The organism is Strawberry lethal yellows phytoplasma (CPA) str. NZSb11 (assembly GCF_000397185.1).
GTDB classification, from domain to species: domain Bacteria; phylum Bacillota_I; class Bacilli_A; order Acholeplasmatales; family Acholeplasmataceae; genus Phytoplasma; species Phytoplasma australiense.
In genome coordinates this window covers 529,033-552,355 of the sequence record NC_021236.1, presented here as the reverse complement: position 1 = coordinate 552,355, position 23,323 = coordinate 529,033, and the positions used below count along the sequence as shown (strand labels likewise).

Annotated in this window: 34 protein-coding genes and 2 pseudogenes; 34 read left to right on the top strand and 2 right to left on the bottom strand. The window is 27.2% G+C overall.

What is annotated here, in order from left to right; translation table 11 throughout:
* Positions 1 to 14: 14 nt before the first annotated feature.
* The 3 genes and pseudogenes from SLY_RS02710 to SLY_RS02700 form a co-directional block, all read left to right on the top strand.
* Positions 15 to 647 (top strand): hypothetical protein, encoded by a 633-nt coding sequence (locus SLY_RS02710; RefSeq protein WP_041784347.1) that lies wholly within the window; start codon positions 15 to 17, stop codon positions 645 to 647.
* Entirely contained in the window at positions 637 to 1,278 is a 642-nt protein-coding gene (tmk, locus tag SLY_RS02705) for a dTMP kinase (protein ID WP_015638071.1), read from the top strand. Before SLY_RS02710 ends, tmk (SLY_RS02705) begins: the two co-directional genes overlap by 11 nt.
* 78 nt (positions 1,279 to 1,356) lie before the next feature.
* A pseudogene (locus tag SLY_RS02700) lies at positions 1,357 to 1,707 on the top strand (sigma-70 family RNA polymerase sigma factor); the annotation flags it as partial.
* Between the two features lie 350 nt (positions 1,708 to 2,057).
* Here the strand turns inward: SLY_RS02700 and SLY_RS02695 are convergent.
* Entirely contained in the window at positions 2,058 to 3,011 is a 954-nt protein-coding gene (locus SLY_RS02695; protein WP_041784279.1) for an IS3 family transposase, read from the bottom strand.
* A 916-nt stretch (positions 3,012 to 3,927) separates the two neighbouring features.
* A pseudogene (locus SLY_RS02690) lies at positions 3,928 to 4,365 on the bottom strand (hypothetical protein); the annotation flags it as partial.
* Between the two features lie 142 nt (positions 4,366 to 4,507).
* Between SLY_RS02690 and SLY_RS02685 the strand changes: the two are divergent.
* The 31 genes from SLY_RS02685 (at position 4,508) to SLY_RS02565 (ending at position 23,145) form a co-directional block, all read left to right on the top strand.
* Complete coding sequence (locus tag SLY_RS02685; RefSeq protein WP_015638068.1) at positions 4,508 to 5,152, top strand: sigma-70 family RNA polymerase sigma factor; 645 nt, start codon at positions 4,508 to 4,510, stop codon at positions 5,150 to 5,152.
* 1 nt (position 5,153) lies between these two features.
* The gene (locus SLY_RS02680) at positions 5,154 to 5,381 is read left to right on the top strand and encodes a DUF2963 domain-containing protein (protein WP_015638067.1); all 228 of its coding nucleotides are present in this window, start codon (positions 5,154 to 5,156) and stop codon (positions 5,379 to 5,381) included.
* Between the two features lie 101 nt (positions 5,382 to 5,482).
* On the top strand, positions 5,483 to 5,950 hold the full coding sequence (locus SLY_RS02675; protein ID WP_041784345.1) for a Panacea domain-containing protein: 468 nt from the start codon (positions 5,483 to 5,485) through the stop codon (positions 5,948 to 5,950).
* 223 nt (positions 5,951 to 6,173) lie between these two features.
* Positions 6,174 to 7,430 carry a DNA cytosine methyltransferase gene (locus SLY_RS02670; protein ID WP_015638065.1) on the top strand — a complete coding sequence of 419 codons (1,257 nt, stop codon included), beginning with the start codon at positions 6,174 to 6,176 and terminating at the stop codon, positions 7,428 to 7,430.
* Positions 7,431 to 7,574: 144 nt separating this feature from the next.
* The gene (locus tag SLY_RS02665; protein ID WP_015638064.1) at positions 7,575 to 7,964 is read left to right on the top strand and encodes a Panacea domain-containing protein; all 390 of its coding nucleotides are present in this window, start codon (positions 7,575 to 7,577) and stop codon (positions 7,962 to 7,964) included.
* A 17-nt stretch (positions 7,965 to 7,981) separates the two neighbouring features.
* Entirely contained in the window at positions 7,982 to 8,113 is a 132-nt protein-coding gene (locus SLY_RS05740) for a hypothetical protein (protein WP_015637942.1), read from the top strand.
* A 265-nt stretch (positions 8,114 to 8,378) separates the two neighbouring features.
* Complete coding sequence (gene dnaB, locus SLY_RS02660; protein ID WP_015638063.1) at positions 8,379 to 9,665, top strand: replicative DNA helicase; 1,287 nt, start codon at positions 8,379 to 8,381, stop codon at positions 9,663 to 9,665.
* 23 nt (positions 9,666 to 9,688) lie between these two features.
* Positions 9,689 to 10,321, top strand: coding sequence for a hypothetical protein (locus SLY_RS02655; RefSeq protein WP_015638062.1), 633 nt, complete (start codon positions 9,689 to 9,691; stop codon positions 10,319 to 10,321).
* Positions 10,311 to 10,949, top strand: coding sequence for a dTMP kinase (gene tmk, locus SLY_RS02650; RefSeq protein WP_015638061.1), 639 nt, complete (start codon positions 10,311 to 10,313; stop codon positions 10,947 to 10,949). The genes SLY_RS02655 and tmk (SLY_RS02650) overlap by 11 nt, the downstream gene beginning before the upstream one ends.
* Positions 10,950 to 10,977: 28 nt before the next feature.
* Entirely contained in the window at positions 10,978 to 11,121 is a 144-nt protein-coding gene (locus SLY_RS05660; protein ID WP_015638060.1) for a Panacea domain-containing protein, read from the top strand.
* A gap of 8 nt (positions 11,122 to 11,129) precedes the next feature.
* Positions 11,130 to 11,450 (top strand): Panacea domain-containing protein, encoded by a 321-nt coding sequence (locus SLY_RS02645; RefSeq protein ID WP_320409186.1) that lies wholly within the window; start codon positions 11,130 to 11,132, stop codon positions 11,448 to 11,450.
* 5 nt (positions 11,451 to 11,455) lie between these two features.
* Positions 11,456 to 12,439: a DUF2963 domain-containing protein gene (locus SLY_RS05020; protein ID WP_015638058.1), complete on the top strand. Its 984-nt coding sequence runs from the start codon at positions 11,456 to 11,458 to the stop codon at positions 12,437 to 12,439.
* 22 nt (positions 12,440 to 12,461) lie between these two features.
* Complete coding sequence (locus SLY_RS02630) at positions 12,462 to 12,752, top strand: HU family DNA-binding protein (protein ID WP_041784526.1); 291 nt, start codon at positions 12,462 to 12,464, stop codon at positions 12,750 to 12,752.
* 259 nt (positions 12,753 to 13,011) lie between these two features.
* Positions 13,012 to 13,437 (top strand): DUF2963 domain-containing protein, encoded by a 426-nt coding sequence (locus SLY_RS05015; protein ID WP_015638056.1) that lies wholly within the window; start codon positions 13,012 to 13,014, stop codon positions 13,435 to 13,437.
* Positions 13,394 to 13,519 carry a DUF2963 domain-containing protein gene (locus SLY_RS05900; protein ID WP_148284456.1) on the top strand — a complete coding sequence of 42 codons (126 nt, stop codon included), beginning with the start codon at positions 13,394 to 13,396 and terminating at the stop codon, positions 13,517 to 13,519. Before SLY_RS05015 ends, SLY_RS05900 begins: the two co-directional genes overlap by 44 nt.
* A complete protein-coding gene (locus SLY_RS05420; RefSeq protein ID WP_015638054.1) occupies positions 13,491 to 13,661 on the top strand; it encodes a hypothetical protein in 171 nt (56 codons plus the stop codon). Before SLY_RS05900 ends, SLY_RS05420 begins: the two co-directional genes overlap by 29 nt.
* A gap of 215 nt (positions 13,662 to 13,876) precedes the next feature.
* A complete protein-coding gene (locus SLY_RS02620) occupies positions 13,877 to 14,506 on the top strand; it encodes an N-6 DNA methylase (protein ID WP_015638053.1) in 630 nt (209 codons plus the stop codon).
* Position 14,507: 1 nt separating this feature from the next.
* Positions 14,508 to 14,666 (top strand): hypothetical protein, encoded by a 159-nt coding sequence (locus SLY_RS05465; protein WP_015638052.1) that lies wholly within the window; start codon positions 14,508 to 14,510, stop codon positions 14,664 to 14,666.
* Between the two features lies 1 nt (position 14,667).
* Positions 14,668 to 14,877, top strand: coding sequence for a hypothetical protein (locus SLY_RS02615; RefSeq protein ID WP_200858685.1), 210 nt, complete (start codon positions 14,668 to 14,670; stop codon positions 14,875 to 14,877).
* Between the two features lie 22 nt (positions 14,878 to 14,899).
* Positions 14,900 to 15,340 (top strand): hypothetical protein, encoded by a 441-nt coding sequence (locus tag SLY_RS02610; RefSeq protein WP_015638050.1) that lies wholly within the window; start codon positions 14,900 to 14,902, stop codon positions 15,338 to 15,340.
* Positions 15,333 to 15,566: a hypothetical protein gene (locus tag SLY_RS02605; protein WP_041784339.1), complete on the top strand. Its 234-nt coding sequence runs from the start codon at positions 15,333 to 15,335 to the stop codon at positions 15,564 to 15,566. The genes SLY_RS02610 and SLY_RS02605 overlap by 8 nt, the downstream gene beginning before the upstream one ends.
* Positions 15,567 to 15,584: 18 nt before the next feature.
* Positions 15,585 to 15,908: a hypothetical protein gene (locus tag SLY_RS02600; protein ID WP_015638048.1), complete on the top strand. Its 324-nt coding sequence runs from the start codon at positions 15,585 to 15,587 to the stop codon at positions 15,906 to 15,908.
* Positions 15,909 to 15,910: 2 nt separating this feature from the next.
* Positions 15,911 to 16,540, top strand: coding sequence for a hypothetical protein (locus SLY_RS02595; RefSeq protein WP_015638047.1), 630 nt, complete (start codon positions 15,911 to 15,913; stop codon positions 16,538 to 16,540).
* A 58-nt stretch (positions 16,541 to 16,598) separates the two neighbouring features.
* Complete coding sequence (locus SLY_RS02590) at positions 16,599 to 17,792, top strand: AAA family ATPase (protein ID WP_015638046.1); 1,194 nt, start codon at positions 16,599 to 16,601, stop codon at positions 17,790 to 17,792.
* Between the two features lie 2 nt (positions 17,793 to 17,794).
* Positions 17,795 to 19,438, top strand: a complete 1,644-nt coding sequence (locus tag SLY_RS02585) for a coiled-coil domain-containing protein (protein ID WP_015638045.1) — start codon at positions 17,795 to 17,797, stop codon at positions 19,436 to 19,438.
* Between the two features lie 92 nt (positions 19,439 to 19,530).
* A complete protein-coding gene (locus SLY_RS02580; RefSeq protein ID WP_015638044.1) occupies positions 19,531 to 20,391 on the top strand; it encodes a hypothetical protein in 861 nt (286 codons plus the stop codon).
* Between the two features lie 198 nt (positions 20,392 to 20,589).
* Complete coding sequence (locus tag SLY_RS02575) at positions 20,590 to 21,267, top strand: DUF2963 domain-containing protein (protein WP_015638043.1); 678 nt, start codon at positions 20,590 to 20,592, stop codon at positions 21,265 to 21,267.
* Between the two features lie 27 nt (positions 21,268 to 21,294).
* Positions 21,295 to 21,978, top strand: a complete 684-nt coding sequence (locus SLY_RS02570) for a DUF2963 domain-containing protein (protein WP_015638041.1) — start codon at positions 21,295 to 21,297, stop codon at positions 21,976 to 21,978.
* Between the two features lie 248 nt (positions 21,979 to 22,226).
* Positions 22,227 to 22,391: a hypothetical protein gene (locus SLY_RS05415; RefSeq protein WP_015638040.1), complete on the top strand. Its 165-nt coding sequence runs from the start codon at positions 22,227 to 22,229 to the stop codon at positions 22,389 to 22,391.
* 55 nt (positions 22,392 to 22,446) lie between these two features.
* Positions 22,447 to 22,524: an SVM family protein gene (locus tag SLY_RS05895; RefSeq protein WP_081632685.1), complete on the top strand. Its 78-nt coding sequence runs from the start codon at positions 22,447 to 22,449 to the stop codon at positions 22,522 to 22,524.
* Positions 22,525 to 22,590: 66 nt separating this feature from the next.
* On the top strand, positions 22,591 to 23,145 hold the full coding sequence (locus SLY_RS02565; protein WP_041784336.1) for a Panacea domain-containing protein: 555 nt from the start codon (positions 22,591 to 22,593) through the stop codon (positions 23,143 to 23,145).
* Positions 23,146 to 23,323: the final 178 nt, after the last annotated feature.

The following is a 23,323-nucleotide window of genomic DNA, read 5'->3' as shown; positions in this document are numbered from 1 at the left end:
AAGGAAATAAAAATATGAAACAAATATCTAATTTAGATTTTAATAATATTAACGTTTTTAATCATAAATCTTTGTGCGTTAACATCACCAAACAAATAGTTCAACCAATTTTTTTCAACAAAGTTTTTAATCAGTATATGTTTGATTGCCATAATATACTCAATGAATATTTAACCAACAACCAACACAACTCTCAAAGCCAAAAATCAATTCGCGGAAAAATTAACGAATACTTAATTTTGCTTTATCTAAATCACAAAGGAATTAAATATTTATATCCTCAATCATATTTATTTTTCATCCCTGATATTAAATTTGATTTAGTATTGTTTACCAAAACAAAACGCATTATTGCCTTCAATTTCAAAACATGCCTTAGAGATAGATACAAACAATCAATAGTAGAAGGGCAACAAATCAAAAAACTAGACACTCGCTTTGGGTTTTATTTGTTAACAAATGATGAATCCGAAACTCAAAGATTAAATAATAAAATTAAAAATGGTAAAGTACAATCAATTAACAAAGTAATCAATTTATTTTCCAATTCAGCTAATCTCTTCTTACAAAACTTACTAACCAACCAATTCATTCCTTTTTCACCTATTGATTTAATTAAAAAGATGGTTCACCCTAATGACAAATAAATTAATTAGTTTTGAAGGTGTTGACGGAAGTGGCAAAACTACTTTAATTAACGAATTAAAAGCTTTTTTTGAAAATAAAGGCTATAAAACCAAAGTTTTTCAAGGTTTAGGCAGTTCCATCGTTGGAAAAGAAATCAGAAATTTATTTTTACATCAATCCAAAATAAGCCCTAAAACTAAATATTTATTAAGCCTTGCCAACATGATGCAAACTCAAGATGAATTAATAATCCCTGCTTTATTGAGTGGTTGTCTTGTTCTAGTGGACCGTTGGTATGATTCTACTTTTGCGTATCAAAGCAAAGGTAATTACATAGATTATGATGATAAAATTACTTCAAAAATCATCAATCATTTCTTAATTAAACCTAAATTAACTTTTTACTTAGATATTGACCCTAAAATCGGGATACAACGTAAACAAAACCAAGCAAATCATAAATTAGACCTCATTGAACGAAAACCTTTAAATTATTTTGAAAATGTCCGTAAGCATTATTTAAACCAACATAAATACTGTAATGATGCAAATTGCAACCACAAAAATTGTAATCATTTTTTAATTAATGTGAGGTGTTCCAAAACTTTGGACAACTTTTTACTTTTTAAAAATTCTTTAAGATTAACTTAATAGTTAGTCTTTTTTTCTTTTCAAGACTAAAAAAATAATTTCATATCTTTTCTAAAAATATTTTTAGGAAGGAATAAAATGTTAAGACAAAAATTATTTAAAGATTTTTTAAAAAATAAAAAGAATTTAGCAATTCGCGATCAATTAATCGAAATGCATTTTCCATTAGTAAAAAAAATCGCCAACCAATTTAAATATTATCCTCCATCACTTCAAAAAGAAGACTTATTTCAAGAAGGTGTTTTAGGATTAATCAAAGCTCTACACAATTACCAAGATTTAGGTTATGGTTTTATTGTCTATGCTGCCGAAACAATTAAAGGTGAAATTACAGAACTTATTAGAGGCATGCAAACCACTTCCACTTCCAGAGAGGTTTTTCGGAAAGAAAAACAAACAAGTAATATTCCTTTCGAAGAACGGGAAGAAGTGAGGTGTTCCGTTTTTTAATACAACTTTTTATTTAAAAATTACTCTTTAAGACTAAAAATATTGTGATAATTCCATATCTTTTCAAACTAACAAAGTAATTTCATTAAACTTAAAAAATGTCTAATATTTTTTCATAATTTGCTAGTTTGAAAAGATATTTTTTTAAATATTTTATCCCTACACCATATAGATACCCCAAAAAAAAGAAAAAGTCTGTATAAAAATGACATGGGTTGCATTTTTTTACACAATAATGCTGAGTTTTTAATTTTTTACTTAAAAAAATGTACAGTGAAATAACCTCTTTTAAAAAGGTTACAGTTGAATTCGTCAATTAATTAAAATATTTATCTAAAAGATTGAGAATATTTTAAAGGCGATAAAGTATTTAATTTAGTTAAAAGCCATTTATGATTCCAAAAAGAAGTGAATCGATTGATTATTTTTTTGATTTTGCATGGAACTTGTTGAAATAAAAACGGATGCTGGTTGAATAAAATACTTTTCATCTGGCCAAAAAAGTTCTCAATCACGGCGTTATCGCGTGGGGTTGCTTTGCGGGACATGCTGATTAAAAACCTTTTTTTAGTTAAGGTTTGTTGTACTTTTGGGGATTGATAAACTAATCCTTGGTCGGAATGGATAACACAAGGTTCTTTTAATGGAGGTAGTTTTTTGATTGTATTTAAAATTAATTCTTTATCTTGGCGATTCGAAGTATGGGATGCGATGATTTGGTTGTTAAAAGAATCGATGATGGCAGAAAAATAGATAAAACCTTGGGGAGTTTGGAAATAAGTAATGTCGGTGAATAATTTTTTCATAGGTTGGGATGAGGTAAAGTCTTGATTGATTAAATTTGGTGCAACTTGGAGGTTAGATTTTAAATTTTTATGATAATAATATTTATTTTTTTTAGGCCTTAACTTACAACAAATATTATTTTCTTTCATGATAAGATAAACTTTTTTCTTAGTAATGGGTTCGTTGAAAGTTTTTTGGTATAAATCAGTAATTTTACGATGGCCGTAAAAATATTGGTGGTGTAAACATAAAACTTTAATTCTTTTTTGTTGTAAAAAATATTTTGTTTGTTTTAATTTTAACTTTTCTTCAATTTTTAGCCAATAATAATAAGTACTTCGATTAATGCGAATTGTTTTTAAAATGGTAGTTAAATTTAGGTCTTGAGAAAATTGTTTAACAAGTTTAAAAACTATTTTTTTATTAATAATTTGAATATGGAAAATCATATTTTGTAATAATCTTATTTTTTGCTTTAATTTTTGCAATTTTTGCATTATTAACACCAATTATCTTAATATTTTTTTATTTAATTACAAAAATAATTATAACTTATTAAAACTGAATTTTAAAATATATTTATTAAATTAATATATAAAATTATTATAATATATATGGTTAATATATAAATAAAGAAATAAAAACTTTTAAATAGTTTTAATTTCTTTATTTATATTACATATACATATATTATAATAATTTTAATGATTATATTTCTAATAAGGTTAAACCCGAATTAATCATTACTAAACACAAACCAATTCAAAATAGCCTTGTAGGGCTTTTTGAATTGGTGTTTAGTTTTACCCAACGGGTTTAACCTTATTAGAAGGATACCATTATATAGATACCCCAAAAAAAAGAAAAAGTCTGTATAAAAATGACATGGGTTGCATTTTTTTACACAATAATCCCAAATTTTTCATTTTGGGTTGTTTGTGCTATATAATTTTTGAATGTCACTTAGAGGCTAAATTGGATTTAAGGGGGGTATAAATTACAATTAGGGTAATAACCCTACTTTTAATTTAATCACAGCGAGAGGGGCAAAATAATGCGTTAAAGAGGCATGTTTGATTTGGGGGTGGTATTTTTTATTCTAAAAGTAGTTAGTTGTTTGTGCTATATAATTTTTGAATGTCACTTAGAGGCTAAATTGGATTTAAGGGGGGTATAAATTACAATTAGGGTAATAACCCTACTTTTAATTTAATCGCGGCTAGAGGGGCAAAATAACGCGTTAAAGAGGCATGTTTGATTTAGGGGGTGGTATTTTTTTGTTCTAAAATTAGTTAGTTGAAATTATTATTTTAATTTCTTGTTTGACTTCTTCTTTATTATAACATAAAACTCTTTTTTAGATTTTACCAAAGATGAGCAAAAAAAAAAGACCTCCAAATGGAGGTCTTAATATCAATTAATATTTAATTCTTGAGGTTTTTTGGGTGGTGGAGTGGTGTCATAAAAATTAGAAAAAGTATTGTTTGAGCCAGAACATTCAATCCAATCAACGTACCAATCATCTATGAAAGGATTTGTAACATAACGATATAGACATTTTTTCCCTTCTTGATTATAAATTTCTCTCGATGAACGACCAAAATGAGCTCTTATTTCTTGAGCTGAATAAGAAATGCCAGGTTTAATGTAACATCGCTTCATCCAAAGTACATAAGCATCACGATATTGTTTGGCGAGTTCGATTTGGAGTGTATCATTTTTACAAACTAAACAATAACAACAATCAGTAGTTTCAAAAGCATGTTTGACTATTTTAATCGGGAAAAGAATAGAAATTTTTTTATAAGCAGGAGAAGTAATTTCTATATAAGCATCACGATTTTCGCTTCGTTTGAGGTGTTCCAAAACTTTGGACAACTTTTTACTTTTTAAAAATTCTTTAAGATTAACTTAATAGTTAGTCTTTTTTTCTTTTCAAGACTAAAAAAATAATTTCATATCTTTTCTAAAAATATTTTTAGGAAGGAATAAAATGTTAAGACAAAAATTATTTAAAGATTTTTTAAAAAATAAAAATAATTTAACAATTCGCGATCAATTGATCGAAAAGCTTTTACCATTAGTAAAAAAAATAGCCAACGAATTTAAATATTTCCCTAAATCACTCCAAAGAGAGGATTTATACCAAGAAGGTGTTTTAGGTTTAATTAAAGCTTTAAATAATTACAAAGATTTAGGTTATGATTTTATTGCCTATGCTGCCCCAACAATTAAAGGTGAAATTACAGAACTTATTAGAGGCCTACAAACTACTTTCATTCCCAGAGAAGTTTTTCGGAAAGAAAAACAAGCAGATAATATTCCTTTCGAAGAACGGGAAGAAGCAACGCAACCCAGGTGGAGCACAATCCTCAACCCCCATCAACTATGGTTAAAACAAGCTAATCATGAATTGTTTATTAAAAAACTGAAATATAATTTGAACCCCAAAGAGTTTGAAATTATTAGATTAAGTTTTGGTATTACTTTGGGAAATATTAATGAAAAGCCCCAAATTGAATATTCAAACAAAAATATAGGAAAAATGTTAAATTTATCTTCAAGGCAAGTAGCAACCATCAAAAGCAACAAAGCAATTAAGAAATTACAAAAAATATATAAAAAAGGAAATAAATAATATGAATTGTCAAAAAAATACAACTACTTACTACAATATTGATGGTAAAACAATTTACGCCATTCACGAACATGATCCTGATACATTGAATTTTATTAAAACAACCTGGTTTAATAAAGATGGCAAAACAATTGACTTTATTACTGAGTATGATCCCGAAACAGAAGAACCAATCAAAGAAACCTACTACAATTCTGACGGAACAATTAAAGAAGAAAAAACTTTTTAATTAATATATAAACTAAACCCCTTTTTTGAAGGGGTATTTTTTATACCGAATTAGTAAATAGAAAAGTATAATTTTATAACACAATAAAGGAGTTGATAACTATGCAAACTCATAAAATAGATATTCTAGATGTAGCTACTTACTTAATAAACCACCAAAATAAAAATGATTATACACCTTTAAAACTTCAAAAATTAGTTTTTTTTGTATATGCTAAAAATTTAATAGATACTAACCAATCTATGTTTAATAATGATTTTGAATCTTGGGCTTATGGTCCAGTTTCACCTAAATTATATACTAATTTACCAAAAGACAAAAAACCATTAAATTATCAACAAAAAATTAAAGAAAATTATGATCAAAACATTTTTTCCCAACAAGAAAAAGAAATTATGGATTATGTTATAGAAAAATATGATCCTAAAACAGCTACCGAATTAGTAAATATAACACATAGACCAAATTCTCCTTGGGAAAGAAGTTATATATCGCAATATTTTGCTTTAAATAATATTCCTGATAAACTTATTCAAAATTATTATTCTCAAAGAAATAGAAAAGTATAATTTTATAACACAATAAAGGAGCAAATAACTATGCAACCTAATAGGAGCAAAACCGATTTTATGTTAAAATTCATATTTTAATTTGTAAAAAAATAATATAATAATTAAAAAAAGAAAGTAGTTTAAAAAATGAAAAATGCAACTTCTTTTGATACATTTTTAAACATCAAAAATGTCAAAGGTTTAGATTTTTTAATTAATGAATTAAAAGCGAGAATATAATATGAATAAAAATACTATTGCTGAAACTTTTGCTGGTGCTGGCGGTTCTCATTTAGGGTTTATTAATAATGGTTTCGTAAGCGTTTATATTAATGAATTTGAACCCAATTGTATTCAAACTTTGAAATTAAATTTTCCTTTATTAGAAAAAAAATGTTATATAGACCCAAGAGATATTAATGATATCTCAATTAATAAAATCTCAATTATAAATGTTGATGTTTTATTTGGTGGTATTGTTTGCAAAGGATTTAGTTTAGCAGGTCAAAGAAAACCCACCGATAAAAGAAATTATTTATATTTAAAACAATTAGAATTTGTTAACCATTTAAAACCTACAATTTCTATTATTGAAAATGTTCCTACTTTTTTAACTACTAAAATCTTAAAAAAGGAATTGATTCCTCAATTTGAAAAAGAAATTGATGATATTTGGCAAGAATACGCTCAACTTCAAGCCAAAAAAGGTAGCAAAAGAAAAAAGAATTTATCTCATGAATTAGAAAATAAACGTCTTTTGGAATTAAAAAAACAAAAAAATGATTTATTAAAAAAATTAGAAAAACAACAAGTTTTAATTTCTGTATTTGATGATATTAAAAATAAATACGATAAAATGGGTTATAAAGTTTACCATCAAGTATTAAATTCAGCTTGGTATGGTGCAGCTACTGCTAGAAATAGAGCTATTATAGTAGCAGTTAAAAAAGAAATAAAAAAAATTTTTACCTTTCCTAAAATCACTCATTTTCAAAAAGATAATCCATTAGGGAATATTAATGGAATGAGTTTTTGTGATAATTTACTCCCTTATACTACTGTAGAAGATGTTTTCAAAACCATTGATTATAATAATTTAGATGATTTAGATAATATACCGATGTCACACAATCCCAAAACTATTAAAAGATTTGGTTTTATCCCTGAGGGAAAAAATATTTCTCATATTATTGACCAATTACCAAATGAACTTAAAATTAGTAGTTTTTATTCTCGTGGAAGTGCTACTAGATTATCTAGACACAAACCATGCGGCACTTTGGTTCCAGGACATAGTGCTTTACCTATCCATCCTTGGTTGAATAGAAGCATCACAATAAGAGAAGCCGCTGCTTTAAGTGGATTTCCATTAAATTATAAATTTTATGGGAGCCATTCAAATAGGTGTGAACAAATAGGTAACGCAGTACCTATTTTACTATCTAATGCTATTGCTAAAAAAATAAAAAAATTTTTAAAAGAGGTAAAAAGTGAATGAAAACAAATTAACGGATTTAATTCTAAAAGATGATAATTTTAAAAAAAATTTTGCTCGTTTATTAAATATCGATCTAATAAAATAGATATTCTAGATGTTGCAACTTATTTAGTAAAACACCAAAACAAAGATGATTTTACTCGTATGAAAATCCAAAAATTAGTATTTTTGACATATTGTAAATATTTACTTAAATACAACATTCCTATGTTTGAAAATGATTTTGAGGCTTGGGAAGAAGGTCCTATTTCATTGCCTTTATATTTAGAACAAATTAAATATCCCACCAAATTTGATAAAACAATAACATTTTCTCAAAAATACGATGAAAATAAATTTACCAAAGAACATATCCAAATAATGAATAGCATTTTAAAAAAACATGGTTCTAAAACATTAAGACAAATATATAATTTTATTCATAAAGAAAATGGTCCTTATAAAATAAGTTATAAAAAGAAAGATGTTTCACAAAACTCTATTTTAGATTCAACATTAAAACAATGTTATTTATCTAAAAAACATCTAATATAACAAAAATAATAAAAGAAATGTCAACTCAAAAAGTTATATTTCAATTTTGCGAAACAAAAAACATTATTTTATATTTATCTAAAACAAGAAATTTAACTTGTAATTACCAACAAATTTTAAATGATTTAGAACAAAAATTATTTTTGTAATTTTATAGGAATTGGTAATCCTAAAGAATAGATTTTAAAATAATATTTTAACTATTATTTATTCTTTTTTATCTCTTAAACCATTAAATTAACAAGTAAAAATTAACTAAAATATTCTTTCTTGCAACCCTTAGACTCTTCTAATCGAGAGTCTTTTTTTATGCAAAAAATCTAAAATCAAAAAGGATTTAAAAATACAAAAACAAAGCAAATATAATAACATAAATGAATAAATAACCCAAATCAAAAAAAAGGAGTTTGAAAGATGATTGAAGCCGAACGCGCATTATTAGGGACACTATTATTAAAACCAGAAAAAATGGATGCTGTTATAAATTCAGTCAACACAAACAATTTTTCCAACCCCAAACATCGTTATATCTTTGAGGCAATGAAACAACTAAAAATACAAAATCGCGAAATTGATTATGTTACGGTGGGTTCTGTTTTAGAAACTAACAATTTATACAAAACTAAATGGACTGATTATTTAATTGAATTAGTGGAGATGACCCCTGCAAGTGAATATTTAAAAACATACATTGATTTAATTACAGAAAATGCCCTTAAAAGAGATGTGTTAGGATTAATCAAACAATTACCAACCGCATTATCAAAAACTAAAAATATTCACAATTATTTGCAAGCAGTCAAAAACCAAGTAGAAAGTTTTATGCAAAAAACTAAATCTCCCTTCGTGTCTATAAAAACGTTAAGTCCTTATGTTTGCCAAAGTATTTTTAATGATGACAACCCCAACCAATTTATAGGAATAAAAACAGGCTTTAAAAATCTAGATGAATTAATTTCTGGTTTCAAACCAAAGGAATTAATTATCTTAGGAGCAAAAACTGGGATGGGAAAAACTGCTTTTATGTTAAATTTGGCTTGTAATATTGCAAAAAACTTTACTAGCAACCCAGAAAACCAAAAAGCAGTTATTTTTAGTTTAGAGATGGCAGCGGAACAATTAGCATTTAGGCTACTTTCTTCTGCTTCTAAAATCCCTTTAAAACAACTCCTACACAAAAAAATAAATAAAGATGAAAAATTACAGTTACTTATCGCTGATGACGAAATCACGCAATTAAACATTTTAATCGATGATGATAGAAATAACAAAATTAAAGATATTGAAACCAAATGCCGTCAAATGAAATATAATGAAGGACTTGATATTGTCTTTATTGATTATCTCCATTTATTAAAAGACGACCAAAGTTTTAATATATACCAAGCAATATCTGAAATTTCACGCAAATTAAAAAACCTAGCAAGTGAACTTAATATTCCAATTGTAGCTTTATCTCAATTTTCAAGGGATATTGAAAAAAGAGTAGACAAAAGGCCTGTTTTATCCGATTTAAGAGACTCAGGATCGATAGAACAAGACGCTGATATTGTGATGTTATTACACCGCGAAAGTTATTGGCAAAAACCTGATAACAACCCACATACGAATTTAATTATTGCCAAAAACCGTAGCGGTCAAAAGGGCGAATGTAATTTTAATTTTTTTCAAGAAATCCAAAGATTTGAAGCAAAAGAATAAGAATAAAAAAAGGAAAGAAAAAAATGAAAAAATTAACTAATCTAGATTTTGAAAATATTAACGTTTTTAATCATAAATCTTTGTGCGTTAACATCACCAAACAAATAGTTCAACCAATTTTTTTCAACAAAGTTTTTAATCAGTATATGTTTGATTGTCATAATATACTCAATACATATTTAACCAACAACCAACACAACTCTCAAAGTCAAAAATCAATTCGCGGAAAAATTAACGAATACTTAATTTTGCTTTATCTAAATCACAAAGGAATTAAATATTTATATCCTCAATCATATTTATTTTTCATCCCCGATATCAAATTTGATTTAGTGTTGTTTACCAAAACTAAACGCATCATTGCTTTCAATTTCAAAACTTGCCTTAGAGATAGATACAAACAATCAATAGTAGAAGGACAACAACTAAAAAAACTAGACACTCGTTTTGGGTTTTATTTGTTAACAAATGATGAATCCGAAACTCAAAGATTAAATAATAAAATTAAAAATGGTAAAGTACAATCAATTAACAAAGTAATCAATTTATTTTCCAATTCAGCTAATCTCTTTTTACAAAACTTACTAACCAACCAATTCATTCCCTTTTCACCTATTAATTTAATTAAAAAGATGGTTCACCCTAATGACAAATAAATTAATTAGTTTTGAAGGTGTTGACGGAAGTGGCAAAACTACTTTAATTAATGAATTAAAAAAATATTTTGAAAATAAAGGCTATCAAATCAAAGTTTTTCAAGGTTTAGGCAGTTCCATCGTTGGAAAAGAAATCAGAAATTTATTTTTACATCAATCCAAAATAAGCCCTAAAACTAAATATTTATTAAGCCTTGCCAATATGATGCAAACTCAAGATGAATTAATAATCCCTGCTTTATTAAGTGGTTATCTTGTTATAGTTGACCGTTGGTATGATTCCACTTTCGCATATCAAAGCAAAGGCAATTACATAGATTATGATGATAAAATTACTTCAAAAATTATCAATCATTTCTTAATTAAACCTAAATTAACTTTTTACCTAGATATTGACCCTCAAATTGGGATACAACGAAAACAAACCCAAACAAATCATAAATTAGACCTCATTGAACAAAAACCCTTAAATTATTTTGAAAATGTCCGCAAACATTATTTAAACCAACATAAATACTGTAATGATGCAAATTGCAACCACAAAAATTGTAATTATTTTATGATTAACGCAACCAACTCGCAAAAAGAAAATTTAGCCCAAATAATGAAAATTTTAATCAACAAATAAATATTTTAATTAAAGGAAAAAAATAATTATGAAAAAAGAATCTATTAATGTCTTTGATGTTGCTCTTTATATTATTAAAAATAATCCTCATTCAACTACTAAAATGAAACTAAATAAAATGATTTATTATGCTCATGCAAAACATCTAGTAAAAACAAAAAACCTCTTGTAAAAGAACAAATCCAAGCTTGGATTTATGGTCCTGTTTTTCCTGAATTATGCAAGCAATTAAAAGATTTTACTTATCAACCAATAAATCCCGAAGTTTTAGCAATGGGAGATATAACTAAAATAAATGCAACTCAAAAACAAATCCTTGATTTTATGATTTTGTTATACGGCGATGCATTACCTAATGATTTATCTTCTCAAACTCACATGGAGCACCCATGGATAAAAAGTTATTACAAAGATTATGATTCTGGTTGGTCTAAAAAGATTATTAAAAACAAAGACATTTTAGAATATTTCTCTGAAAACAATAAAAATATAGGAGCATAAATAATATGAATTATCAAAAAACTTTTTATTACCTTGACGGAAAAACAATTGATTACACCAACGAATACAACCCCCAAACAGGTAAATTAACCAAACAAACTTTATACAGAACTGATGGCAAAACAAAGAAATCTGTTGTTGAATATAGCCCAGATGGTAAATTAACCAAAAAAACCTATTACAACTCCGACGGCAAAACAATATATGTCATCCAAGAATACAACCCTGAAACAGAAGAAGTAATTAAACAAACAAATTATAATTCAGATGGTAAATTAACCAAACAAACCCAATACTATTCCGATGGAAAAACAATTGAATTTATTACTGAATATGATCCTGAAACAGAAGAACCAATCAAAGAAACTCAATACCAAGAAGATGGCAAAACAAAGAAATCTGTTGTTGAATATAGCCCAGATGGTAAATTAACCAAACAAACCCAATACTATTCCGATGGAAAAACAATTGAATTTATTACTGAATATGATCCTGAAACAGAAGAACCAATCAAAGAAACTCAATACCAAGAAGATGGCAAAACAATAGATTATATTACCGAATACAACCCTCAAACAGGCAATAAAACCAAATGGAACGAATACTACTCAGATGGTGAAACAATTTTATCCATCACCGAATACAACCCTCAAATAGAAGAAGTAATTAAACAAACAAATTATAATTCTGATGGTAAATTAACCATAGAAATTTTTTATGATGGCGATGGTGAAACAATTGATTACATCAGAAAATACAACCCCCAAACAGGTAAATTAATTAAATTTACTAAATACCGAGAAGATGGTAAAACAATTGACTATATTACAGAATTTAAGTACCATCCCAAAACAAACAAATTAATTAAAACAACTGGTTTTTCCTTCGATCGCAAAAGAATAGCTTTTATATACAAACACCATCCTAATGGTAAATTGTTTAAAAGAACTTACTACAACTCCGATGGAACAATCAATAAAAAAATATAAACAAAAAAAGGAGACACTAAAAATGACTAAAAAAGAATTAATTACAACACTTGCAAAAGTAACTAAAAATTCAATTACCCAAACTGAGGAATTTTACAATTCCTTTGAAAACACCTTAATTGAAGCAATAACTTCCAACGAAGAGGTAGTTTTGTCACCCCAACTTGGAAGATTTGTTTTAAAAACCCGACAAGCCCGTTTAGGAAGAAACCCCAAAACAGGTAAAAAAATAAAAATCCCTGCTAAAACGGCTGTGACTTTTAAAATATCATCAAACCTTAAAGATAAAGTCAAAAACCTTAAATTAAAATAAAAAAAGAAAGTTGGTTTAAAAAAAGAAAAAAATTAAAAAACATCAAATATTTTTTCATATAATTATTATTTTTCTGTCAATATTCGCTACTTATTTATTAACTCGTCAAATTGGTTTAAATGAGTGTATCAATTCCCAAAACGAACATTTAAACGAACATTTAAAAGAAAAATTTAATCAAGTTGAAGATAATGTTGATGATGCTAAAAAACAAACCCAAGAACGATTCAATGAAATACATAAAAAACTAGATGAATCAATGGAAAAACTTGAAAAAGAAATAGATGAAATAACATCTAACGACGAAAATGAAAAACCTAAAAAAGGACCTAAATATCGCCCTGATGGAACAATTGATTACATCATAGAAATTGACCCCCAAACAGGCAATGAAACCAAATATACCAAATATTACAAAGATGGCGAAAGAATTAATTATATCCAAGAATACAACCCCAAAACAGGCAATGAAACCAAATATACCAAATATTACAAAGATGGCGAAAGAATTAATTATATCCAAGAATACAACCCCAAAACAGGCAATGAAACCAAATATACCAAATATTACAAAGATGGCAAAACAATAGATTATATTACTGATTATGACCCCATAACAGAGGAACCAATCAAAGAAACTTATTACAACTCCGACGGAACAATTAAAGAAGAAAAAACTTTTTAATTCCGAAGGAAAAATAACCAAAGAAATAAATTACTTATCCGACGGAAAAACAATTGCCTGTATTGTCGAGTCTTTTACTTAATTTAATCCCAAAACCAAAACCCGATGTTTCTGTTTCAAATAAAAACCAAGATGACGAAATAAAAAAACAATTGTTAATTTTAAAATTACAAAATGGTAAATTAAAAAAAACAATTAGAGAAGAAAGTAGGCAAAAAAAATGAAAGAACTAGGAAAACACTTTAAAACATTTTTTCATATAATTATTATTTTTCTGTCAATATTCGCTACTTATTTATTAACTCGTCAAGTAATTGAAGAGAGTATCAATTCCCAAATTATAATAATTTTATATATTAATTTAATAAATATATTAACGAACATTTATCTATAATGAAGAAAAAGTATAAAAAAATGAATAGAAAAGGAATAATAAAAAATGTATCGAGTTGATAGAAATAATTTTTTCAAAAATGAAAAAAAATCTACTATTTATACTCCTAGTTGGGTATCGCAATTTCTATATGATATTTTATCACCTCAAATCAAACCACGTTTGATTTTTGACCCCTGCGTTGGCGAAGGATCTTTATTATTGCCTTGGAAAGAAAAAGGTTTTGATGTTTTGGGGGTTGATATAGAAAAAACTTCTTTTCCTAATTTAATTAATAAAAATTTTTTAGAATTAAGTCAAAAAGATTTAAAGAAACAAAAAATATCTTTGGTAATAACAAACCCACCTTTTAATTTAGATTTTAAAAATAAAAGTTATGTTAAGGAAAAATATGGTGGTCGTCCATTATTGCCTGAGTTGTGGTTAAAAAAAATAATTGAAATTTTTGGCAAAGATATTCCAATTGTTTTATTCACACCTTATGGTTTTAGACTTAATCAATCACTAAATAGCAAACGATTACAAAAATTTGTAAATCAAGAATATCCCGAAATCTCTTCTATTATTAGTCTTCCCAAAGATGTTTTTGAAAATGTTGTTTTTCATTCAGAAATTTTAATTTTTAATGTTAATAATTTAAAACCGCATTATTTTTGTAGAGGAGCAATGATTTAAAATGTCTAATTCAGAACAATTAAGAAAAAACATTAAACAACACAAAGATAATGCTGATGATGCTAAAAAACAAACCCAAGAACGATTCAATGAAACACATAAAAATCTAGATGAATTAATAGAAAAACTTGATAAAAAAAATAATAAGGAGAATGAATAATATGAGCGACGGCATGTCAGAAGCATTTAATGGGACTTATTTCAAATCCCGCAATTCCCAATCCAAGAAAAAAACTAATAAATATAATCAACCAAAAGGGAAATGGCTTAATTTAGACCGCCCCAATAAAACTTTTAAAAACAAAAAGAAATCGTTTAAAAAACAAAGAAAAGTTATGAAAGAACTAGAAGAAGAAATAGAAAAATTATAAAAATTAAGAAAGCAGGTAAATAATGTTTATTTTTTCAATATTTGCAACAATTAGCAATTTTATTCTAAAATACTCTAAAGGATTTACAACTACCGAAATCCTTGAACGAAGAATGGATGGAATTCAAACAACTCTTTTTACTATTCTTGTTGTTTCTGGGTTCAAACCAATTTTTAAATTAATTGCAAACACTTTAAATTTCTTCAAAGATTTAATTTTGGGTATTTTTTTCCCCAACAAAAAACTACAAAAATTAGAAATCCAAAATGCCAAACAAGAATACTTAGAAAAACAATTATTAAAAAAATTAGATAAAATCAATGAAAACCAAGAAAAACTCCAATCCCAAATTATGGTTCAAAGAGTTAAAGTTTCTCATTGGCAAGAGAAAAAAGCAAGAAAAAAACAATTAAAATCGCAAAATATCAACCCAATTATTAAGAAGGAGGATGAAAATGAATGATCTCAATTTCCCCATCGGATTTATTGTTGGCGCCCTATTCACAACTGCTTTAATGTTTATCATTAAAAAAATCTTTTTTAATTTTCTTCCATTGCCAGAAATCAATAAAAAAAATGAGCCAAAAAAAGACAACAAAACTAAAAGTTCGTTTTCAATTATTCCAAACCCAAATAATGAATCAAAAGAAAAGGATGATTTAGAAAATTACAAAGAAAAAAATAATTAATAAAAAAGGAGAAAAACAATGATCAAAAAAGTAATAAAAAAGAAAAAAACAAATAAAAAATCAACCGAATTAAAAAATAAAAAAGTACTAAATTCAAAACAAACACCACCAAGCGAAAAAACAGTAGTCAAATTACCAACCACCCTAGAAAAACAACCAACCCAACCAACAACCAACAATAACAACAAAGGCAATTTATTTAAAACATTTATAATTTTAACAATCATTTTATATTTTATTTTACATGTCAATGTTATTTATTACCAAAACCAAATCCCTTGGTTAACCACAGGTATAAATAATTTAATTGATATCATTAAATCAACCTTAGGAGGTAAATAATTATGAAAAAACCAAACCAAAAACCAAATAACAAAACTAAAAACAAAATTATAATTGTCCTGTCAATTTTAATGTGCTCTTTTTTTGCCATTAGTTCTGTTATGGCTATTAATAATTATTTCTCACGTCAAAAACAAGAAAAAATTAAATTAATGAGCGAAAACAATGCCCCTTTATTTGAAGTCAATAAAATCAGCGGTAACAATGAAGATAAAACCCTTATCCCTTTACCGATGCCTAATTTAAATCCAAACAAATATCATCACACCATAACTATCAATCATCAAGCAGTTCTAAACTTAAATGGATTTGACTCTGATATTGGTTTATATCTAAAAATAACTCCAAAATATGACACTCATAATACTTTTTCTAATCCTGAAACACTATTTAATTTAGAAATTAAAACCAATAACATAATTTATGATGACACCAAGCGTCAACAACTTATATATAAACCAAACGGCAAAGGTAATACCAATATTCAAATTAAATTAGAACAAAACAACTTTGTTAAAGCAACAAATCCACTCTTAACCTTAGTTCTTGACTATGAATTAGTTGATTCAAATGGAAATGCGTTTAGTGGTAGTGGCACAACTATTGAAAACAAAATTAAAAATTTAGCTTAATTAAAAGAAATAAGACTAAGTTTTTTAACTTAGTCTTATTTGAGAAAGGAAACAAATTATGGAAATCAAAAACCAAACCCCAAACAAACCACTTCTCTTAAAAGTAATGACGATTATCATTTTATTTTTTTTATTTTGGTTAGCAACTTATGTCTGGATTCATCATCAAACTTTAAGCACTACTGAGGAAAAAATAAACCAACACCAAGGGTTACTTAAACAACACGAAGGGTTACTTAAACAACAAGAAGAGTTATTTAAACAACAAGAAGAACTACCAAAAGATAAAAAACAACCTTTATTAGACAATGAAGGTAATAATCTTCCTACTAACACAAACCTCCAAAAAGAAGGAGTATTTTTTGATCCTTCCGACCCACAAAAATTTATCGGTTTTGACAAATTAATTGGGTTTAAAGAAGAATTAAAAGCAGTTCAAGGATTTATGGATTATTTAAAAAACTCCGAAAACTACCAAGGTATTGGACAAGTTGAACCACCCCTAGGGATTTTAATGTACGGTTGCCCTGGAACAGGTAAAACCACTCTAGCACGAGCACTTGCCAAAGAAACTAATTTACCGTTTTTTGAAGTTAATAGTTCCTTATTTTCCCAAAAATATAAAGGATTAGCGCCGCAAATGGTAAAAGATTTATTTGAAGATGCAAGAATTGTTGCCGAAGAATGTAATGGGGCGATCATCTTTTTAGATGAATGTGAAACTATTTTTACTGATTTAAGTATGTTAGAAGCAGGTTCAGAAGTCGCGAATGTTGTCAACCAATTCAAAACTGAAATGACTTCTATGAATAATAATCCTGATAAACCAATTTTCATTATTGGGGCAACAAATCAATATCATTTAATTGATGAAGCGATTAAATCACGTTTTACATACAACATCGAAGTAAAACCAGGAAATAAAACCGAACGCCAACAAATGCTAGAATTCTTAATTAAGAAAAGAAAAAATCCTTATAGTGAAGAAGCAAAACAGTATTTATTTGAAGTCATTAACGAAACTTTGGAAAGATTACCACAAAATCAACAATTCTTAAAAGCTAATCGTACCTTAGAAAACTTGTTAAAAACAACTGTTAGTATTTTTGCTAAAAACCGTGGTAAAGGTGAGAACAAAAGAAGTGAAATTAACAAAGAAGATTTAAAACAGGCTTATCAATTGATTATTTCACCAGATACCACTTTATTAAATCAAATTGAAAATCAATTAAAACCGAAAGGAGGTGAATAAATATGATATCACCATTAGACGTTCTGAAAGGTTTTATTAACTTAAAATCTTATTTAACATGGTTTTTGCTTGCTACTACTGTTTTTGGTCTTTTTTGTTTCATCAAAAACAAATTTTCTCACAATCAACAAACCACAACTCTAAAAAGTTATTTAATTCCTTTTTTAATTATTCTTACCCTATTCAGTTTTCTTTACTTATCTTTCTTCCGTAAATCTGAACCATCATCTAAATACACAGGTCAATTAATTGGCAAAATTGATGAAGCAATTGACAAATACAACGAAACGATTAATAATTATCATGGTTTAAAAAAAGATTGGGAAAAGGAATTACAAAATTGTGAAGCGGAATTAAAAGAACTTTACGAACAAAAAGAATTAACCCAAGAAGCCAAAGATAAAATCAAAGAGGCACTGAATAACAATGAAAAGAAAATTAAAGAAACCAAAAACCAATTAAGCGAAAATGACAAAAACATAACTATTTTGAAAGGCAAACTAATCCAACTAGAACAACAACAAGAAGCCAAAGAAAAAGAAATTAAACAAAAACAAGAAGAAAAAAATTTAGCTTCTCCCAATGATAAAATTAGATTACGAGCTGAAATTGAAAAACTCCAAGCTGAAATTTCAGAAATAGTTGGTGAAATCGGCAAAATCGAAGTTCAAATTGGTAAATTAGAATCAAAACAAAAAATGTACCAAGATATGTTATCTCGTGCTGAAATGTTAAAAAAAGATTTAGAAAAAAGATATCAAACTTTATCTGATGATGAAAAATCACTATTTAACCAAATCCAATCTGTACAAGAACGCCGTGCCGAAATCCAAAAAGAAATTGATGAAGTCAATATAAAACTTGAAAAAATCAAACTCGAAAAAGAATTATATCAATCCCTAAAAGAAAAATATCGAGAAATGTATAACCGCATGATAACTTATGAAAAAGAACATGAAGCATCAGCAGGAAATATCGCCAAATGGGTCTTCAAAGGTTTTGATAAAGTTGCTGACTTAATGCCTTCAAAAATGCTTTTCAAAACTGTAGGTAAAGCAATAAGTGTTACGCGTAAGTTCGCCCAAGGTATGGCAAAAGTTACTTTAGTTCTTCACGAAGGCCACCGTTTATGGCACATGTATAATGAAGTAGCTAATGAAAACAAAGAACATCCACCAATGATTACCAGAGAAGCCTTAGAAATGTATTCTAAAGACATCGACCGTGATTTAGACAAACTCGATGCCGACCACAAAGATTACGAAAAAAAATTAGATGATTATAAACTTCGCCAAAACCAAGATAATTTAAAAGAAGAAATCAAAAAGTCTGAAAAATTAAATAAAGATATAAAAGACGATTTTAATTCTTGGATCAATGAATACTCGATCATCATCGATGAATTAACCCTCAAACAAAAAGAAGTTTCAGATACTAAGAAATTATATGAAGATGGAACTATTTTAGAAGATAAATTAGAAACTAAAAGAGAAGATGTAAATGTTTTAAAAGAAGCTTTAAAACAAAAAAATCCGAGTTACGCTCGCGCTCAACAAAACCTTCAAGCTAGACGAGTTGGCGAAATCCCTGAAATGGTTATGATTCCAGAAGATAATTTAAAGGAAGAAACCAGAAAGAATAAATAATTATTTTCTCTAATTATTTTATTAATAAAATTGTATAATGGTGATAAGTGATATGATTAATTATCACTATTATCAAGAAAGGTAAATAAATTATGAAACAACCCAACTTTTTCCAAAAACATTTAGTAACTATTATTATCATTTTACTTTTCGGAATTGCAATTATCATAGGCATTAAACAAGGATTTAATGATTATCAAAACGAAAAAAATTCTTTATCTCCTTTAGGACAAACTCCAGAAAAAGATTCCTTAGAACCTGAAACCCCGTCAAACCCCTCAAGAATGAAACGTTATACGGAAGAAACTTCACAACCGAAAATTAAAACCAATGCTGCTCGGTTAGAACAAATTAAAACTTATCTTTTCACTGAACCTACTGACACTTCTAAATTGCCAACTGTTTTATCAGCAAGAGAACAAGAAGAAATCAATAAACTTAAAAATAGTTGGCAATTATCATTTAATTTATTAAAAGAACAAAAAACATGGGTAGATGAAAAACAAAAAGTCTGTGATGAATACAAAACACAGCTGGATTCAATTAAACCTCAAATAGAAGCTTTAAAACCACAACAACAAAAACTAGAACAACAACGCGACGAAAAACGACAAGAAGTTCAACAAAAAAAAGAAGTTCAGAAACAATTTAAATATTTACCTAATCAACCCGAAGAAGTTAGAAAAAAAAGAAAAGAAAATTATGATTTATTACAAGCTGAAATTGAAAAACTCCAAGGTGAAGTATCAGAAATAGTTGGTGAAATCGGCAAAATCGAAGTTCAAATTGGTAAATTAGAATCAAAACAAAAAAAGTACCAAGATATGTTATCTCGTGCTGAAATGTTAAAAAAAGATTTAGAAAAAAGATATCAAATAAAAGAAACAGAATATAGAAATGAAATCTTAAAATCCCTTGACTCCCTCTATGAAATCACACCAACTGAGTTATAAAAAATATCCCCCAATCTCGCTGTGATTAAATTACAAATATGGTTATTACCCTAGGGATTGATTTATACCCCCTTAAATCCAATTTAGCCTCTAAGTGACATTCAAAAACCCTGGGAAAAAGAATTAAAAAAACAATTAGAGAAGAAAGTAGGCAAAAAAAATGACAAAAAATAATCCTTCCAAAATAAGTCTCGTTTTTTGTTTTTTTGGGCTTTAGCAATTTCTGCTGCAGTTATTTTCATTTTATTCCTTCTTTTTTTATCTTTAAAACAGGAAAAAGAATCAAAACCAAAAGAAGATAAAACAGAAGATAAACAAAATGAGATTGCCAAAAAACAACAAGAACAATATAATAATTTATTAAATAAACTTGATAAAGAAATAGATAAAATAACATCTAACGACGAAAATAAAACAACTAAAAAAGAACCTAAATATCACCAAGATGGAACACTTGAATCCACCACCGAATACAACCCTCAAACAGGCAACAAAACCAAAGAAACTTTCTACAGAACTGATGGCAAAACAATAGATTACACCAACGAATACAACCCCCAAACAGGCAACGAAACCAAAAAAACCAATTACAAACCCGATGGCAAAACAATTTTTTACATCACTAAATATGAATACAACCCCCAAACAGGCAACGAAACCAAAAAAACCAATTACAAACCCGATGGCAAAACAATTTTTTACATCACTAAATATGAATACAACCCCCAAACAGGCAACAAAACCAAAAAAACCAATTACAAACCCGATGGCAAAACAATTGTTTACACCACCGAATACAACCCTCAAACAGGCAAAGAAACCAAAAGAACCTATTACAACCTAGATGGAACAATTAAAGAAGAAATTAATTATTAATTATGAATAAAAAGGATAGTAAATAATATGAATTATCAAAAAACTTTTTATTATGACGACGGAAAAACAATTGATTACACCAACGAATACAACCCCCAAACAGGTAAATTAACCAAACAAACCCAATACTATCCCGACGGCAAAACAAAGAAATCTGTTGTTGAATATAGCCCAGATGGTAAAATAACCAAACAAACCTTCTTTAATTCAGATGGAAGTATTTTAAGAGAAGATTTTTACAACCCTCAAACAGAAGAATTAATCAAAGAAACTCACTACCATTCAGACGGAGAAACAATTTATTACATCATTAAATATGAATACGACCCTCAAACAGGTAAATTAAATAAAGTAACTTTCTACAGAACTGATGGAACACTTGAAACCACCATCGAATACAACCCTCAAACAGACAACGAAACCAAAGAAACCTGGTTCCATAAAGATGGCAAAACAATTGATTCCATCACTAAATATGAATACGACCCTCAAACAGGTAAATTAAATAAAGTAACTTTCTACAGAACTGATGGAACACTTGAAACCACCATCGAATACAACCCCCAAACAGATAAACGAACCAAACAAACCTTCTTTAATTCAGACGGAAAAACAATTTTTTACATCACTAAATATGAATACGACCCTCAAACAGGCAAAATAACAAAAACAACCTATTACAACCCAGATGGATCAATTAAATCAGTTTAAGAAAATTTCGGTCCCGCGGAATGTTAATTTATTTAATCTATTAATATAAAATACCTTCAAAAAACCTTGTAAATACCTACTTTTAATTTTTGTAATTTTACCTTTAATTTCAACGAAGCATTTTTTTAATCTAATTTAGACCCTTTTTTACTAGGGGTCTTTTTTTATACCCAAATCACAAAAAAAAGGAGGTTGTTAAATAATGTTTAAAGTAATTAAAATCCCCTTTATCTAAAAAATTAATAATTATGTTATTAATTATTATCTTCAATTTTGTCCCTTTCATCAATGCTAATTCTTCTTTTTTTCATAGTCAAAACAAAACTAAAATTAAATTAGCAGATTACGAAACCCTCCAACAAGAATGGTTAGCGACCCAACCCAAAACAAAGATATATTACACTTTATACTAAGAAATTTAATACAAAAAATGAATGAAAATAATTAAAAAAAGGAGTTTAATAATTAATGTTTAAATTAAAAAAACGTTTTTTTGTGTTGAATATAATTTTATTTAGTGGTTTAGGGTTATTATTTATTTTTTAAATATTACTAATATAATTAATACTAATATAATAAATATTTTTGTTAAGTAAGAAGGAGGCGATAACCGTGGTAAACAAAAACAACAACAAACCTAATGTTTTAGATGTCGCAAATTATATTATTATAAAATTTAAAAACAACAACGAAAATTTAACTCACATGAAACTTCATAAGTTAATTTATTATTCTTATGTAAAATATTTAATTGAATACAAAAAAAGATTAATTTTAGAACGTCCAAAAGCTTGGAAATGTGGCCCTGTTTTTGGTGAATTATATTTTATTTTAAAAGATTATTTTGAAAAACCGATTGTAAAATCATTATGTGATGGGAGAAGTCAAAAAATAATAACCGACGGAAAAAGAAAGAAAATCATTGATGAAGTTTTATTGTTATGTAAAAATAAAACCGCTATTGAATTATCTAATATTTCTCACCAACAAACTCCGTGGGATGAAACTTACCATTATTATCGTTACAAAAAAAACGACAGCACAATTTTAGACGAAGATTTAAAAAACTTTTTTTCAAATCATAAACTTTTAGAAACCATCAAAGAAGATGAATTACAAAAAAATTTTAAAAAAAAATTTGGTATTTTTGGTAAAGACTGGTGGTAAAAATTCAAAAAGGATTTTTTTAAACAAATCAATAAACAATTTGGTTTTTCAAAAAATCATATTTTTTTTTGGAAAAAAATGTTGTTCTCAAATAGTACCGTTTTCGTGGAGCTTACCACTTTATTTATACCCAAATCACAAAAAAAAGGAGGTTGTTAAATAATGTTTAAAGTAATTA